12 protein-coding genes are annotated in these 15,460 nt (G+C 70.7%); 9 read left to right on the forward strand and 3 right to left on the reverse strand.

Annotation, left to right across the window (positions count from 1 at the left end; all coding sequences use genetic code 11):
* Nucleotides 1-8 precede the first annotated feature (8 nt).
* Together ACP59X_RS06325 and ACP59X_RS06330 are read right to left on the reverse strand one after the other, a co-directional pair.
* Complete coding sequence (locus tag ACP59X_RS06325; protein ID WP_428566477.1) at nt 9-1,370, reverse strand: pilus assembly protein TadG-related protein; 1,362 nt, start codon at nt 1,368-1,370, stop codon at nt 9-11.
* A gap of 25 nt (nt 1,371-1,395) precedes the next feature.
* Entirely contained in the window at nt 1,396-1,839 is a 444-nt protein-coding gene (locus tag ACP59X_RS06330) for a TadE/TadG family type IV pilus assembly protein (RefSeq protein WP_428566481.1), read from the reverse strand.
* Nucleotides 1,840-2,112: 273 nt separating this feature from the next.
* Between ACP59X_RS06330 and ACP59X_RS06335 the strand changes: the two genes are divergently transcribed.
* From ACP59X_RS06335 to dtd, 3 genes are all read left to right on the forward strand, one after another.
* A complete protein-coding gene (locus ACP59X_RS06335; RefSeq protein WP_428566483.1) occupies nt 2,113-3,561 on the forward strand; it encodes a tetratricopeptide repeat protein in 1,449 nt (482 codons plus the stop codon).
* A 27-nt stretch (nt 3,562-3,588) separates the two neighbouring features.
* The gene (locus tag ACP59X_RS06340; protein ID WP_428566486.1) at nt 3,589-5,715 is read left to right on the forward strand and encodes a hybrid sensor histidine kinase/response regulator; all 2,127 of its coding nucleotides are present in this window, start codon (nt 3,589-3,591) and stop codon (nt 5,713-5,715) included.
* A gap of 172 nt (nt 5,716-5,887) precedes the next feature.
* Nucleotides 5,888-6,367 (forward strand): D-aminoacyl-tRNA deacylase, encoded by a 480-nt coding sequence (gene dtd / locus ACP59X_RS06345; protein WP_428566489.1) that lies wholly within the window; start codon nt 5,888-5,890, stop codon nt 6,365-6,367.
* A 5-nt stretch (nt 6,368-6,372) separates the two neighbouring features.
* Here the strand turns inward: dtd and ACP59X_RS06350 are convergent, their stop codons facing one another.
* Complete coding sequence (locus tag ACP59X_RS06350) at nt 6,373-7,188, reverse strand: TIM barrel protein (protein ID WP_428566493.1); 816 nt, start codon at nt 7,186-7,188, stop codon at nt 6,373-6,375.
* A 194-nt stretch (nt 7,189-7,382) separates the two neighbouring features.
* On the opposite strand from ACP59X_RS06350, the gene ACP59X_RS06355 reads away from it, so the two are divergent.
* The 6 genes from ACP59X_RS06355 to ACP59X_RS06380 all read left to right on the forward strand — a co-directional run bounded on the left by ACP59X_RS06355 (nt 7,383) and on the right by ACP59X_RS06380 (nt 15,453).
* Entirely contained in the window at nt 7,383-7,814 is a 432-nt protein-coding gene (locus tag ACP59X_RS06355; protein ID WP_428566495.1) for an ATP-binding protein, read from the forward strand.
* Complete coding sequence (locus ACP59X_RS06360; RefSeq protein WP_428566498.1) at nt 7,802-8,146, forward strand: STAS domain-containing protein; 345 nt, start codon at nt 7,802-7,804, stop codon at nt 8,144-8,146. The genes ACP59X_RS06355 and ACP59X_RS06360 overlap by 13 nt, the downstream gene beginning before the upstream one ends.
* A gap of 6 nt (nt 8,147-8,152) precedes the next feature.
* Nucleotides 8,153-9,862: a CgeB family protein gene (locus ACP59X_RS06365; RefSeq protein WP_428566501.1), complete on the forward strand. Its 1,710-nt coding sequence runs from the start codon at nt 8,153-8,155 to the stop codon at nt 9,860-9,862.
* A complete protein-coding gene (locus ACP59X_RS06370) occupies nt 9,859-11,553 on the forward strand; it encodes a glycosyltransferase family 2 protein (protein ID WP_428566504.1) in 1,695 nt (564 codons plus the stop codon). Before ACP59X_RS06365 ends, ACP59X_RS06370 begins: the two co-directional genes overlap by 4 nt.
* Nucleotides 11,543-12,961, forward strand: a complete 1,419-nt coding sequence (locus ACP59X_RS06375) for a glycosyltransferase family 9 protein (protein ID WP_428566508.1) — start codon at nt 11,543-11,545, stop codon at nt 12,959-12,961. Before ACP59X_RS06370 ends, ACP59X_RS06375 begins: the two co-directional genes overlap by 11 nt.
* 116 nt (nt 12,962-13,077) lie before the next feature.
* Nucleotides 13,078-15,453, forward strand: coding sequence for a flagellar hook-length control protein FliK (locus ACP59X_RS06380; protein WP_428566512.1), 2,376 nt, complete (start codon nt 13,078-13,080; stop codon nt 15,451-15,453).
* Nucleotides 15,454-15,460: the final 7 nt, after the last annotated feature.

Below are 15,460 nucleotides of genomic sequence, written 5' to 3' on the forward strand. Positions count from 1 at the left end.
TTTCTCCCTTACGGCGTGCCGGTGGTGGCTTCCTTCTTGGTCATGAGCCGCTGGCCGAGCTGCTGGCCGATCTGCTTGAACATGTCCTGGATGTCCGATTCGCTGGGCGCGTCGTAGTAGTGGTCGGTGGTGCCGGTCTTGGACGAGGCGATCTGCTTCATGATGCTCTTGTCCGTGGAATCCGAGTCGCCGAAGCGGATGGAGAAGATCTCCACCGGGTAGTTGGCGTCGTTTTTGGCCGCATTGGCCTCGTCGAGCACGTACTGGTTGAGCTTGCCGTTGTCCACGCAACTGGGGATCTGGGCCAGGGTGGACGTGGCCGTGGACAGGGTGGAGTAGGGCGAGGCGCTGCTCGTCGGCTTGAGGCCCTGGCCGAAATAGGCGTTGGTCCAGTAGGTGTTGATGGTCTTGGAGGCCGAGGCGTAGCTGCCGCCGCAACGGCCGTCCTCGGTGTCGCCGTCGGTGAGCACGATCATGATCTTGCGCACCTTCTTGTCGGTGCTGCCCTCGGTGTAGGGCGCCTCGGGCGAGAGCACCTTGTGGCCCCACTTGATGCCCTCGGAAATGAGCGTGCCCGAGGTGACGGCGCCGGCGTTGATGGCCGAAATGTTGGATAAGATGGTGGACTTGTCCGAGGAAAGCGCTCGGATGGGCGACATGCCCGAGCAGGTCTTGTCCGTGGAGGTGCTCACGCCGCTGATGGTGTAGCCGTAGAAGATGGAGCTTTTGGAGGTGGTGTTGCTGTATTCGGTCTTGAGCTTGCCGTTGTTGAGGCTGCCGTCGGCGTTGCGGCAGCCGGTGCCCACGCCGTCGGGGTTGGTTTCGGCCGTGACCGGGTCGTTGCCGTCGATGCGCACCTTGCCCTGAAACGGCACCAGGCCGATCTTGGACCGGGTGTTGGCCGCGTTGTCGGAGGGCATGATGAGGTTGACCAGGTCGGTGGCCGCGGACTTGACGTTGGTGATGGGCGTGCCCTTCATGCTGCCCGTGGCGTCGAGGACCATGACCAGCTCGATGTCGTTGTAGCCGGCGCAGGCCTCGGCCGAGACCGTGACCGTGTCCGTGCCGATGACCTTGGACAGGGTCATCTCCACGTCGGCCTCGGCGTCCACGCAGACGCTGCGCGTGGCGCCGCCGGAGGCCACCTCGATGTTCTTGGCGGCGGCGTCGTTTAAGGCCAGGTTGTCCTTGACCGCCGTTTCCACCGTGCCGTTTTCGACGTCCGGGTCGTCGGCCAGCTTGAGGCTGCCGGCCAGGGCGGCGGCGTCCACGGCGTTTTGCAGCTTGTTGCGGGCCACATACACCCGGGAATAGTCCACGGCCACGCCGGCGGCGGCCATGACCCCGACCAGGGCCGCGGCCAGCAGCACGCTCGAGGCGCCGCGCGCGTCGCCGTCAGTTCTCGGGCAAGGCCATGGTCGTCTTGGCCGAAATAACGAGCGAATCAGAGCCAGGCAGGAAGGAGTTGGCGCCGCCGGAGCTGCTGGTGAAAAAGGGTGCGTAGGCATGGTCCACCTGCACTGTTACGTTGTTGTTGCTGTCGCGCGGACTGATGGTGACCGTGGGGTCCGAGCCCTGCATCAGGGCGTTGCCGGAGGCGTCGGTCAGGATGGAGTTCTTGATGAAATCCTCCACCCCGCTGTCGTCGCCGTTTTGCCGGGCCAGCATCCGGGCCCCTTCCATGGCGGCGTTTTGCAGTTGCGCGTATTCCGTGATTGCCCGGGTCGCCTCGACCAGCAGCAGCAGCAAGGGCACGAGCAACAGCATCCCGATGGCCATTTCCACGGCCGCCGCGCCGCTTTGCCGGTTGTTTCTGCGTGATGTGTCGGGTGCGGACATGGGGAGGCCTTTCCCCGATGACCGGGGTGTTTTCCCCTAGTGATGAAATATTCATGCCAAAAGCGCACGGGCGCCGGCCGGCCAGCCCGCCTCGCGCCAAGGGGCCGTGGCAACGGGGCTTCCCGCCCGGGCCGCTTCCCAGGGGCCGGAAACGTTCCACGGATCGTGGACCACACCGCCGGCCCGATCCATGGATCGGTGACCGGTCCGGGCATGTGTTTACCCACCTCGGCGGCTTTGCTATGGTACCGGGCAGACACGGGGAGGGACGCGGTGAAGGGACGTTTGCGCATGGCCCTGGCCATGGCCGGGCTGGTCGTTTGTCTTGCCGGGCTGGCCGGCTGCGGCGGGTCCGGGGCCAAGGCCCGCTCCGCCGGCCTCGTGACCGGGCAGGGGGGGGGCAGCCTGGCTGCCGGCGACGCCGCCCTGGCTCACGGCGATCCCCGCGAGGCCGGCCGGCTCTATCTCGAAGCCCTCAAGGCCGGCGCGCCGGCCTTGACGGTCCATATCCGCATGGGTGACCTGTACCTGGGCCTTGGCGAGTACCCCAAGGCCGTGCTGGCCTACGGCGAGGCCCTCAAAAGCGACCCCAAGTCCGCCCCGGCCCTGCAGGGCCTGGGTTTTGCCCTCTATCTCGGCGGCTCCAAGGCCGAGGCCGCCACCAACCTGGCCAAGGCCCTGGAGCGCGACCCCGCCCTGCCCCGGGCGGCGGCGCTGCTCGGCACCATCGAGGCCCGCGACGGCCGCCCCGAGGCCGCCCTGGCCATCTACGACCGCTGCCTGGCCGCGACCTTCGACGCGGATGTGGAAAACAACCGCGGCATCGCCCTGCTGCTTCTGGGCCGCACCGAGGATGCCGTGGCCGCCTTCCGCAAGGCCGCCGCGGCCAAGAAATCGCTCAAGATCGCCAACAACTTGGGGCTGGCCCTGTGCCGGCTGCACCGCTACGACGAGGCCTACGGCGTTTTTGCCGGCGCGGGTTCGGAATCGGCCGCTCTCAACAACATCGGCGTGTGCTACCTGGAAGCCGGCAACAAGGCCAAGGCCCAGGAATATTTCGAGCGGGCCATCGCCGCCAACCCGCGTTTCTACCCCGTGGCCCAGGAAAATTTAAGCCGCCTGTCCATGGTGGAGGAAGTGAGCCTGCCAAGCGCCGTCTCGCCGGTGCCGGCGGCCCAGCCGCTGCCCCAGGCGCAACCGGCACCCCTGCCGGCCGCCGCGCCGCACCCGGTGGTGCAGGCGCCGCCGGCCGCCCAGCCCGCGCCCCGGCCGCGGCCGGCCGCCCAGCCCGCGGCCCCGGCGCAAGCCGTGGGGCAAACACCGCCGGCCGTCCAGCCGTCGCCCCAGGCCCAATCGGCCGCCCAGCCGCAGACGGCAGGAACTGCCGCGCCCGCGTCTCCACAGGCCGCGCAGCCGCAGACGGCAGGGAGCGCCGCGCCCGCGTCGCCGCCGGCCGCCCAGGCGCAGACGGCAGGAACCTCCACGCCCCCTTCGTCGCCGGCCGCCCAGCCGCAACCGGCGGCCCAACCCCCATCGGCGGTCCAGCCGCAACCGGCCGCCGCGCCGGCGCCCAAGCCCTTCACGCCGGCCCCGGCCAGCGCCGGTCCGGCCACCGCCAAACCGGCCCCTTCGCCGCGCCGGGAACCGGCCAGGGCTGCGGCCGCCGCCTCCGGCCATACCCCGTCGGCGGCCGAGCAACTGGACCGTTCCGAAATGCCGTAAGCCCCGACCGGAAGGAGTGCGCGCGCCATGGCCGGCAAAAAGACGACCAACGAGCCCATGCGTCTGCTGGTGGCCGACGACGAACCGCGCATACTGGATCTGTTTACCGAGATCCTGTGCCCGGCCGCGGATGTCTTCGACGGCCTGGACGGACTGGGTGGCGGGGGGCCGGCCGCGCCCGAGGCCCGGTTCGAGCTGACCTGCTGCCGCCAGGGCGAGGAGGCCGTGGCCGCCGTGGCCGCCGCCCAGCGCGAACACCGGCCCTACGCCGCCGCCTTTCTCGATGTGCGCATGCCGCCCGGGCGCGGCGGCCTGGTCGCGGCCGAGGAGATACGCGCCCTGGACCCCTGGGTGCAGATCGTGGTGGTCACGGCCTTTACCGACGTCGATCCGGCCGTCATCGCCGCCCGCGTGCCCCCGGCCGACAAGCTCCTCTACATCCAAAAGCCCTTCCACCCCCAGGAAATCCGCCAGTTCGCCACCTCCCTGGGCGCCAAATGGCGGGCCGAACGCGATTTCACGGCCTTAAAAAACCGCCTGGAGACCCTCGTCTCCGAACGCACCGCCGCCCTGGCCGGGGCCAACCGCAAGCTCACCCGGGAGATCGAGGAACGCGAGCGCGTGACCAGGCTCATCGTTTCGGCCAAACGCGAATGGGAGGGCACCTTCGATTCCGTCCAGGACATGATCGTGGTCATCGACCGGCAGTGCCGGGTGCGCCGCCTCAACCTGGCCATGGCCCACCGCCTGGGCCTGCCGCCCAAGGACGTCGTCGGCCGGGAGAGCTCGTTTCTGTTCGACTCCCCGGACCGGCCCGGCGAACGCTCGACCGAAATCCTGGCCATGACCGACGGCCGCTTCCACTCCAAGGAACTGTCCATCCCCAGGCTTCGCGGCGAGTTCCTGGTCACGGCCTCGCCCTTGACCCAGGCCGACGACGCCGCCCTGGCCACCGTGTTCGTGGCCCACGACATCACCGAGCGCAAGAACCTGGAGCAGCGCCTGCGCCAGAGCCAGAAAATGGAGGCCATCGGCACCCTGGCCGGCGGCATCGCCCACGACTTCAACAACATCCTCGGCATCATCATGGGCTTTGCCGAGATGCTCGAAGGCGACGCCGAGCCCGATTCCACCGTGGCCCGGCGCGTGAGCCACATCCTGTCCGCCTGCCGGCGGGCCAGGGACCTGGTGTTGCAGATCCTGTCGTTTAGCCGCCAGGCCGAACCCGGCGCCCACCCCCTGCGCGTGGGGCCGCTGGTCAAGGAGACCCTCAAGCTCCTGCGGGCCACGGTGCCCAATTCCATCGCGATCAAGGACGTCATCCGCCCCGGCCGCGACGCCATCCTGGCCGAGCCCACCCAGATCCAGCAGATCATCATGAACCTGTGCACCAACGCCGCCCAGGCCATGCGCGAGACCGGCGGCGTGCTGGAAGTGGGCCTGGACGAGGTGCCCCAGGCCGCCTGCCCCCTCCGGGGCAACGCCCTGTCCGGCGACTGCCTGCGGCTGTGGGTGCGCGACAGCGGGCCGGGCATTGCGGCCGACATCCTGGAGCGCATCTTCGACCCGTTTTTTACGACCAAAAAGCCCGGCGAGGGCACGGGCATGGGGCTTTCCGTGGCCCACGGCGTGGTGCGCAAGTATCACGGCGACATCAAGGTCAAAAGCACGCTCGGCGCCGGCGCGACCTTCGAGGTCTTTCTGCCCCTGGCCGCCGAGGCCGGTGAGGCGGCGGATGCCCCCGACCTGCCGCCGCAACGGGGTCGCGGCCGCGTGCTGTTCGTGGACGACGAGGAGGCCCTGGCCGAAATCGGCCGAGAACTCCTCGAATCCCTGGGCTACGACGTCCGGGCCGAGACCGATCCGCACCTGGCCCTGGCCCTTGTGCGCGCCGATCCGGCCGCCTTCGACCTGCTCGTGACCGACCAGAACATGCCGGGACTGACCGGCGCCGATCTGGCCCGGGGGGCGCTGGCCATCCGGCCGGATCTGCCGGTGCTCATGCTCACGGGGTTTAGCGAGACCATGAGCCGCGAAAGCGCCAGGGCCATCGGTATTCGCGACATGCTCCTCAAGCCCGTGCTGCGCCGCGACCTGGCCGCCGCCATCGAAGCGGCCCTGCGCGGAGAGGCGGCAGGGCCGGCAGAGCCGTAACCTTCGGAAAGGGGAAGGAGGCTGCCTGCCCGGGCTCGTCCCGCCGAGGGGATGGTCCCCGGTGGACAGCCGGTACCTGACGCAGCGCTCCCCGGCGGCCATCGAGGTCGTGGGCGGCGTGCTGCGGGATGCCTGCCTGGATTTGTACCGTTATTGAGAGGGAGTGGGGGAGATGCGCCTCGTGCTGCAACGGGTCCGCCAGGCTACGGTTGCCGTGGCCGGCCAGGACGTGGCCGCCATCGGGCCGGGTCTCCTGGCCCTGGTCGGCTTCGGCCGCGACGACGGGCCGGGCTTCGCCGACGGCCCCGTCTGCCGGGCCATGCTCGAAAAGGCCCTGGACCTGCGGATTTTTCCGGACGCGGAGGGCAAATGCAACGTGAGCCTTCGCGAAAGCGGGGGGCAATTGCTGCTGGTGTCGCAGTTCACGCTCTACGCCGCCTGCCGCAAGGGCCGCCGGCCGTCGTTTGCCGACGCCGCCCCGCCGGCCGTGGCCGAGGCGCTTTACGAAACCCTGGTGGCCCGGGCGGCCGGGCTGTTGCCGGGCCAGGTCGCCTCGGGCCGTTTCGGCGCGGACATGGACGTGTCCCTGGTCAACTGGGGTCCGGTGACCATCCTCCTGGACGGGGCCGACTTCGCCGGCCGGGGGGCCTGAGGCCGCTACAGCCGGTGGTAGGCATTCTTCAGGAGGATGGCGTCGTATTCCAGGCGCGGCCCTTCGCAGATGACGCAGCCCTTGACGGCGTAATCGCGCAGGGCTTGCAGGCAGGCCTTGTAGTTGAAGTCGCTGTCCGCAAGCGGCAGATGGTGTTTTTCGCCCTTGGGGCCGTAGGCGATGCCGCCCATGTGGATATGCAGGTCGTCCAGGGCGGCCCGGCCCAATCCCTCAAGCAGGGCGTCGAGGATGTGCGCGAAATCGGCGTAGGTGCGCAGGCCGCCGTTTTGCCGGGCGTGGATGTGGGCGAAGTCGATGCACGGCTTGCAGGCCGGGAGTTCCCGGCACAGGGCCACGATCTCGGGGACGGTGCCGCACTGCGTTCCCTTGCCCGTGGTTTCCAGGCGGTAGTCGATGCCGTCATCCGGCAGCCGGCGCAGGCAGTCCTTGATGGTTTCCCAGGCCTCGGCCGGCGGTTTCCCCAGGTAGAACCCGGGATGGAACACGAGGCTTCGCCCGCCAACCAGCCGCAGGGCCTCGGCGCCGCTTGCGATGCGTTGCAGCGACTCCTGCCGCTTGATGGCCGAGGCGGCATTGAGGTTGATGTAATACGAACCGTGGGCGGACAGGTGGAAGGCGTTGGCCGCCTTTTCGCGCAGGATCGCCGCGCTGTTGCGGGCCGAGACGTTGACGGAGCGCACGAACAGCAGTTCCAGGGCATCCAGGCCGAAGGCCTTGAGATAGGCGATGCCGCTGGCGTAATGAAACTTCTCCCCATTGCCCAGGGGAAGGCCGGAGACCCCGAAAAGCAGCGTGTGCACGGGAAGGCAACCTCGATGGCGCGGTTTGGGCGGGCAGCCGATGGCGCGGCGCCGCTGCGGCTGCCATACCCGCAATGGCGCCGGGAGGGAACCGGGCCGCGACAGGGGCGCCCCTTGACGGCGCGCGCGGTTTCGGCGCAAAGCGTAGGCAGGTCGCGACGAGGCCCGGCCCGGCGCGCCATTGGAGCGGGACAGTGGAACAGGCGGTGCTACGCAAAGTCTTTCAGGCCGTTTCCCACCCTGGCGACAGCCGCAAGCTGGCCAAGGAGGTGGTGGAATACCTGGCGCGCGAGCATCTGGCCGATCCCGACACGCTCCACGACCTGGACATCATCCTGACCGAGGCCTGCGCCAACGTTTGCCGCCACGCCTACGGCGGCGGCCCGGGCAAGCTGGAAGTGCGCCTGGCCGTCAGCCCCGGGGCCTGGGTGGAACTGGAGATCGTGGACTGGGGCAAGGGATTTGCCAAGGGCGCCCGCTTCGAGAACCCCGGCCCGGATTCCGAGGGCGGCCGGGGCCTGTACATCATGCGCATGCTGTCCAACCATTGCCGGGTCGACCGGCGCGACGACGAAAACGTCGTTTTCATTCACAAGGACATAGGGGCGACGCGGTGGAAAAGCTGAGGCTCTCGCGCATCGGCAATGCGCTGATGCTGCACTACGTCGGGGAAATCACCCTGGAGATCACCGCGGACCTCAAGCGGTGCCTGGACGCCGAACTGGAAGGCGACGCCGTCGCCACCGTGGTCGTCGATCTCGGCGACGTGACCTTCATGGATTCCTCGGGCATCGGGTTTCTCGTTTCGGCCAACACCCGGATGCGTAGCGCCGGGCGTGCCTTTTACCTCTACCGGCTCAGCCCCCCCGTGGAAAAGACCCTGGGCCTCGTCCAGCTGCTCCAGTTCTTCCAGGTCCTTCCGGACGAAACGGCCCTGACCGCCGCCTGCGGCGATTGAGGCGCCGTGGCTTCCCCCGATCTGGTCGCCACGCCCGTCCGTGACGCCTCTGGCGTCGTGGACGTCCGCCTGGAAGTCGGGGGCAAGACCTGGAGCCTGGCCGGCCGTGCCGGCCTGGACGCCGAGGCGAGGCTCGCCCGGGAGCGCATCGCCGCCGGCGGGTTGCCGGTCTTTTTGGGCGCGGGCCTGGGCGCGGCCGTGGCCGCCTGCCGCCAGGCCGGCTTGCCCGTGGCCGTGGCCGACCGGGAAACGGCCATCAGCGAGGCCACCGGCGCGCGCCTGGCCGTTGCCGGCGACCCCGGGCTGCTGTGGGTGGACGATGACGACCCGGTCACGGCCGCCGGGCGCATCCGGGATTTCGCCGCGGCCAGCGGCGGCGTGGCGCCGCTGCCGCTTTTTCCCGTGGCCCATCCCGTCTACCGCCGCCTGGACCCGGCCTGGTACGGCGGCCTGGCCGGGCTGCTTGCCCCGCCGCCGCCTCCCCGCGAACCTGTCGCTACGCCCCGGCCGCTGTTCCGCCAGGCCCTGCCCCGGGTGCTGTGCCTGACCAACCGCTTTTTCCTGCTCGGCGAGGTGACCAAGGCCTGCCAGCGCCTGGGCGCGCCCTGCCGCTACCTCGAAACCGGCGACGAGTGCGACCGCGACGCCTTCGTGGCCATGGTCCGGGGGGCGGTGGGCGCGTTCAAGCCGGATTTCCTTTTTACCGTCAACCACATGGGCGTGGACCACGAGGGCGTGCTGCTGTCGCTGCTCGACGAGCTGGCCCTGCCCCTGGCCTCGTGGTTCGTGGACAGCCCGGAACTGCTCCTGCCGCTCTACGCGCCGGCCCAGAACCGGGCCACGGCCATCTTCACCTGGGATGCCGACAGCCTCGAACCGGTGCGGGCCATGGGCTTTGCCCACGTCCACCACCTGCCCCTGGCCGCCGACGAGACGCGGTTTCGGCCGCTGGCCGCAACGCCCGTGAGTCACCCCTGGCGGGCTCGGGTGTCCTTTGTCGGCAATTCCATGTGGCGCAAGACCATGCTGCGCCTGGCCGCGGCCCGGCCGCCGCGCCTTTTGGTCGATGCCTTCGCCTCCCTGGCCGAAAGCTTCGACGCCTCGCCCTGCCGCACCGTGCGCGAACACATGGAAGCGGCCCGGCCCGAACTGCTGCCGGCCTATGCCGCCCTATGGACCACCGAGCGCCGCCTGGCCTACGAAACGGCCGTCATCTGGGAGGCCACCCGCCGCTATCGCCAGGACTGCGTCCAACGGCTTTTCCCCCACCGGCCCCTGGTGGTGGGCGACGACGGCTGGCTCGAGGCCCTGGACGGGCGGGACAGGGATTGGCGCTATCTGCCGGAGCTGGCCTACTACGACCAGTTGCCCGGTTTCTATCCGCTTTCCGACATCAATTTCAACGCCACCAGCCGCCAGATGAAGGGCGCGGTCAACCAGCGCGTCTTCGACGTGCCGGCCTGCCGCGCGTTTTTGCTCACCGACAGCCGGGGCCAGATGGACCGCCTGTTCGAACCCGGGCGCGAGGTGGCCGTCTACGACGCGCCCGAGGCCATAGGCGAGCTCATCGCCCGCTACCTGGCCGACGTCCCCGCCCGGGAGGCCATCGCCCGGGCCGGCTACCGCCGGGTGCTGGCCGAGCACACCTACCCCAGGCGCATCGCCACACTTTTCGGCCTCATGCGGGACAGCTTCGGCGGCGGGGCCGCCTCGTGACGGCCGAGCCGCCTTTTGCCGGCCTGCCTTCCGAACTGGCCCGGCGCCTGCTGGTCGGCGGCTGCGGCCCGGGGCTGGCCCCGGCCCGGGACGCCGCCCTGGCCGCCGGGCAGGCCTGGGCCGGACTGGCCGATGCCTTGAGCCTGGCCGTGTGGGAGGGGGCGCCTTTCTGGCCCGAGGCCGCGGCGCACCTCACCGCCCGAAACGGCCGCCGCCCCTTTGCGCCGCCGGCCCTGGCCGCCGCCGCCCGGGCCGTGGCTATGGCCGCCCGGCCGTCCGGGCCGGACCCGTATTTCGACCGCCTGGCCGGGCGGCGCGACATCCCCAGGCTCCTGGCCTACCTGCTGTCGCGCCACGAAAAGGACCCGGCCGACCCCGGGCCGCTCTACCGGCTGTCGGTCTTCGCGCCCATGGCCCTGGGTGACGGCGGGGCGGGGGAGGCGCAGCTCGACCGGGTGGCGGCCGTTTTTTCGGGCCTGCCCGGTCCCTTCGCCCCCCTGGGGGCGTATGCGGCGGCCCATTTGCGCCTGCTTTGCGGCCGGGTGGCCGAGGCGGCCGCCGGGCTCGCCGGGCTGCCCCCCGTTTTCCCGTCCCTGGCCGCCCGGCAACTGCTGGCCGAGGCCCGCTGGCGCCTGGGCGACCGGGAAGGGGCGGTGGCCGCCCTGACGGAGGTAGCCCGGGCGCGCCCCTTCGACAGCCTGGCCCTGGGCCGGCTCCACGACCTGGCCACCGGCGCCGGCGAGGCCGTCCAGGCCCTGCCCGGCAGCCTGGCCGTGCTGCTGTATTCGTTTAATAGCGCCGCGCTCCTGGACCGGACCCTGGCCGCCCTGGCCGCGACCGATTGGGGCTTGGCCCCGGCCGGCGGCGGGCCGCGCCTTTTCGCCCTGGACAACGGCAGCGGCGACGCCACGGCGGCCGTGCTGGCCGGCTGGCGCGAGCGCCTGGGCGGCCGCCTGGGCGTGGTGCGCCTCCCGGTCAACGTGGGCGCGCCGGCGGCCCGCAACTGGCTGGCCGCCTTGCCCGAGGTGGAACAGTGCGATTTCACCGCCTATCTCGATGACGACGCCTTCGTGCCGCGCGACTGGCTCGGCCGGTTCGGCGCGGCCGTGGCCGCCTGCCCCGGGGCCGGGGTCTGGGGTTGCCGCATCATGGGCCTTGGCGCGCCGGCCTTCGTCCAGTGCGCCGACAGCCACCTTTTTCCCACGCCGCGCCAGGAAGGCGGCCAGGGCCGGGCCTTCGAGCTGGCCAGCCCCTGGCTGGTCACCCCCGACGCCGGCCAGTATGCCGTGGGGAGGCCCTGCGCCACGGTCACGGGCTGCTGCCATCTGTTGCGCACGCAAACCCTGCGCGCCACGGGCGGCTTCGACATCCGTTTTTCACCCACCCAGTACGACGACCTGGACCATGACCTGCGCCTGCTGCTGGCCGGCCGGGTGCCGTACTGCCAGGGGCATTTGGGTGTGACCCACGCCAAGGTCACGGGCGCGGCCAGCCAGCCCGGCGGGGCGGGCTACGGCTCGGGTTTCGCCAACCAGTTCAAGCTGCATCACAAATACGACGACGCGGCCCTTGCCCGGGCCGCCGACACGGCCTTCGCCGCCCTGGCCGCGGATACGGCCGCCAAGCGCCGGGCCCTGGCGGACAGGGGCCTGCTCGCCCCGGTGCCCCAAGAGGGCGGCCATGGCCGCTGACGGCGCGCCCATCGCGGTCATCCAGACCCAGCGGATGGGCGACCTGATCCTGACCTATCCGCTGCTGTTGTGGCTGGCCCGGCGCTATCCGGGCCATCCGGTCACGGTGGTGGCCGAGCCGGGTTTCGCCGCGCCCCTTTCGCCCATAAGCCCGCCCGTGGCCTACCTGCCGCTGTCCCGGGGCGGGGAGCTGACGGGCCGGGAGCATTTGGCCGTCATCAACCTGAGCATCCGGCCCGAGGCGGCGGCCCTGGCCGGGGCCATTGCGGCGGCCCGGCGCCTGGGGCCGTTTACCGATGCCGGCGGCGCCGTGCGGGTGGCCGGCGACTGGCAGCTCTACCGGGCCTCGGTCGTGCACAACAACCGCCACAACCGCTTCCACTGGGCCGAACTCAACGCCCTGGACATGATCCCCCTGGCCGAGATGGCGGCCACGCGCTGGGCGGCCCCGCGCCAGGGGGGGGCCGGGCGGCGGCGGGTCGGGGTCTTTGTCGGGGCCAGCGAACACGACAAGCGGCCAAGCCGCCTGTTCTGGGCCGGGCTCGTGCGCGAACTGGCCCGTCGGGGGCTTGTGCCGGTGCTGCTCGGCGGGCCGGGCGAGGTGGCGCTCGGGGCGGAGGTGGCCAGGCTTTCGGGCCTGGCCGTGGCCAACCTGTGCGGCCGGCTGGGGCTCCGGGAACTGGCCGTGTTCGGCCAGGAACTGGCTCTTTTGGTCACACCCGACACCGGCCCCATGCATCTGGCCGCCTGGACGGGGCTTAAAACGCTCAACATTTCCGTGGGCCCGGTCAATGCCTACGAGACCGGCCCCTATCAGCCCGGCCATGTGGTGCTGCGGCCGCGCATGTCCTGCCGGGGCTGCTGGGGCTGTATCCGCAGCGAGCCCTTTTGCCGGCAGCGCCTGGACCCGGCCCGGGTGGCCTACGCGGCGGCCCGGCTGGCCCGGGGCGAGGGCGCCCGGTTGGCCGGGGCGGCCATCCCGGGCTACGAGCTGTTCGAGACCGGCCGCGATGCCCTGGGGCTCTACGCCTTGCACCGCCTGGGGGCGGAGCCGGCCTGCGATGCCCGGGAGGCGGTGGGGCGGTTGTGGCGGGCCGTTTTCGGCTGGCTTTTCGGCGTATGCGACGATGCGCCGGCCCGGGCAGCCATGGCGGCGCTGCGGCGGGACCAGCCGCGCCTGGCCGGTGTCCTTGGCCGGGGGCTGGCCGGCCTTGGGGCGCGGCTTTCGCGTGACGCCCGGCGCGGCCAGGTGCCGGATGTGCGTTTCGCCGCCGCCTTCGCACCGTGTCTGCGGCCGCTGGCCGGCTTTTTCGAGCGGGTGGTGCAAAACGCCGATGGCGAGCGCACCGCGCGCCTGCGCTGCCTGGAGCATCTCGAACGGCTGGCCGGGCTTTTTTCCCAGGCCTGACCCGGGCGGCAAAAAAATCCCCTCCCTTTCCTCGGTTGGCGCGGCAACAGGCCGTGAAAGCATCATTTTTCATTTTGGAACGGCTCTTGAAGAATCGGCTGCGTCAGGAGGCAGCCATGCAGATTCTTCCGCTCACCACCACCGGTTCCGCCAGCTCCGCGCAAAGCGCCGGCACGCAGGGAACGAGCCGCCCATCGGGGCTTTTCGCCAGCGTGCTCGACAGCGCCCGGACCAGCCAGGCCGTGAGCGCCTCCGCCACGAAGCATACGGGGACGGCCACCACCGGCGCCAAGGCCCTGGACGACGAGGCCGCCGGGGCGGCCAGCCAGGACGACCTCATGAATATGCGGCTGACCAGGGAAGATCTTGCCGCGCTGCGCGACCAGCTCAAGGAGCAGGGCTTTTCCGACGACGAACTGGCTGTCCTGGATACCAAGGCGGGCAGCGAGTCGGGCCTGACCTGGGGCGAGATGTTCAAGCAGGTGGAAGCAAAGATCGCCAAGACCGACAAGGCCGCCAAGAAGGAAATTTCCAATCAGGATAGCGTGGAGCTGCTCGGCCTGTTCGGCAAGCTGGGCATGAGCGCCGACCAGTCCCAGCGGCTGGTGGATGCCCTGGGCAAGGGCGACGGCGATTCCGTGTGGGCGGCGGTGGACGAGAAGGTGTCCGGCCTTTCCGCCGACGCCACGGTGAGCCTGACCGGTTCGGAAGTGACGGCCCTTGGTCGGGCCCTGGGGCTGTCCGACGAGGCGCAGGCCCGTTTGTCGGCCCTCATCGGCCAGTCCGAGGCCGCCGCCGCCGGCTTGACCGTGCAGGGGCTGGCCACGGCCTTTCATGCCGTGAAAAACGAAGTGCTGGCCAAGACCGCCGAGGAACGGCAGGCCCTGGCCGGGTTTCGCCAGTCCGCTTCCCAGGTGATGGACCAGGCCTGGTTGCGGGAGTCGGGCAAGCTCAACGCCGGCCTGCACAACGATGACGTGGCCCGCAAGGCCGCCCAGGCCGTGGCCATGGGCGCCGGCAAGGATTCGGGCGATGCCGCCGCCCCGACGGCCGGCCAGCCCAAGCGCAACCTGCTTGGGGACGTGCCCGCCTCCGGGAATGGTGTCGGCGGCAACGCGGCAACAGCGGAGAACACCTCCACGAAGCCTGGCCAGGCGGCGGACCCCCTTGCCGGGAACAGCACCGATCAGGCCGCGAACCGGACGGCCGGGCAGGCCGCCGGCAACATGGCCTCCCAGACGGCCGGGAACACGGCCGGACAGGCCGCCGGACAGGCCGCCGGACAGGCCGCCGGACAGGCCGCCGGACAGGCCGCCGGACAGGCCGCCGGACAGGCGCTGGCCAAGGACGACGCGGCCCTGGCGGCGAAGCTTGCCGCAATGACGGCGACACAGGATGCCGGGGCCACGGCGGCGAAGAATGCCGCGAATACCGCAGCGTCAAACGCCGCGACCGGGCTGGCCACCGAGGCCGCGACAACGGCGGCACAGCAAACCGGCCGCAACATCACGTCACAAACCGGCCAAACCGCCGGATACACCGCAACGCAGCACCTCGAAGCGAAGGCCGGGCAGGACACCGCGCCCCTGGCCGTGCAGCGCGGGGTCGATGCCAAGGGTTTTTCCCCGGAATTGATCGGCAAGGCCGGGGCGGTGGCCGCCGAGCAGGCCGGGTATGCCAGCCAGATCGACCCGGCCGCTTCCACCCGGTCAAGCGTCAAGGGCGAACAGTCCCAGGCGGTCTCGGCGGAAAAAAATGCCGTCGTGCCGTCCTTCGGGGCCGCCAATCAGAATGCCGGCAACGGCACCGGCACCACCGGCCAGCAGGGCGGCAATGCCGGCGACTTCTCCGGCAAGACCGGCCAGGAGTCCGGCTGGGCCGACTTTTTCAGCCGGGTGCGGGGGGAGAAGGCCTCCGGCCAGACGGCGACCACCCTGGCCGCCGGCACCGCCTTCCCCCAGGCCATGACCGCGGCGAACGCGGCCACCGGTTCGGCGGCGGGCGGCAACGCCAAGGCCTTCGATCCGGCCCTGGCCGCCCGGGTCGCCCAGCAGGTCGAAACCGGCTTGCTGCGCAGCGTGGGGCAGGACGCCAAGCAACTCACCATCACGCTTTCGCCGGAACATCTCGGCAAGCTCAGCGTCACCATCTCGGTCAAGGACAAGGAAGTGAAGGCCGTCATCGCGGCGGACAACACCGATACGGCGGCCATGCTGCACGACCAGGCCTCCAAGATCAAGCAGACCCTCGAGGATCAAGGCTTCAAGGTCGGCAAGCTCGAGGTGCAAACCGGCCTCGCCCGCGACAACCAGAGTGCCTGGCAAGGCTCGCAGGAGCACAACGAAGCCAATGCCCAGCGCGAGGCCATGGACCGCACGCGCACGGCCCAGCGGCTGGCCCGGACCCTGGCGGCCGAGGAAAGCGCCACCCCCAACGATTTCGTCCCGCCCACGGCCCTGACCCGGCCCCAGGGACTCGACCTTTTCGCCTGATTACGGA

Origin of the sequence: Solidesulfovibrio sp. DCME, from assembly GCF_049995385.1 — a bacterium.
Taxonomy (GTDB): domain Bacteria; phylum Desulfobacterota; class Desulfovibrionia; order Desulfovibrionales; family Desulfovibrionaceae; genus Solidesulfovibrio.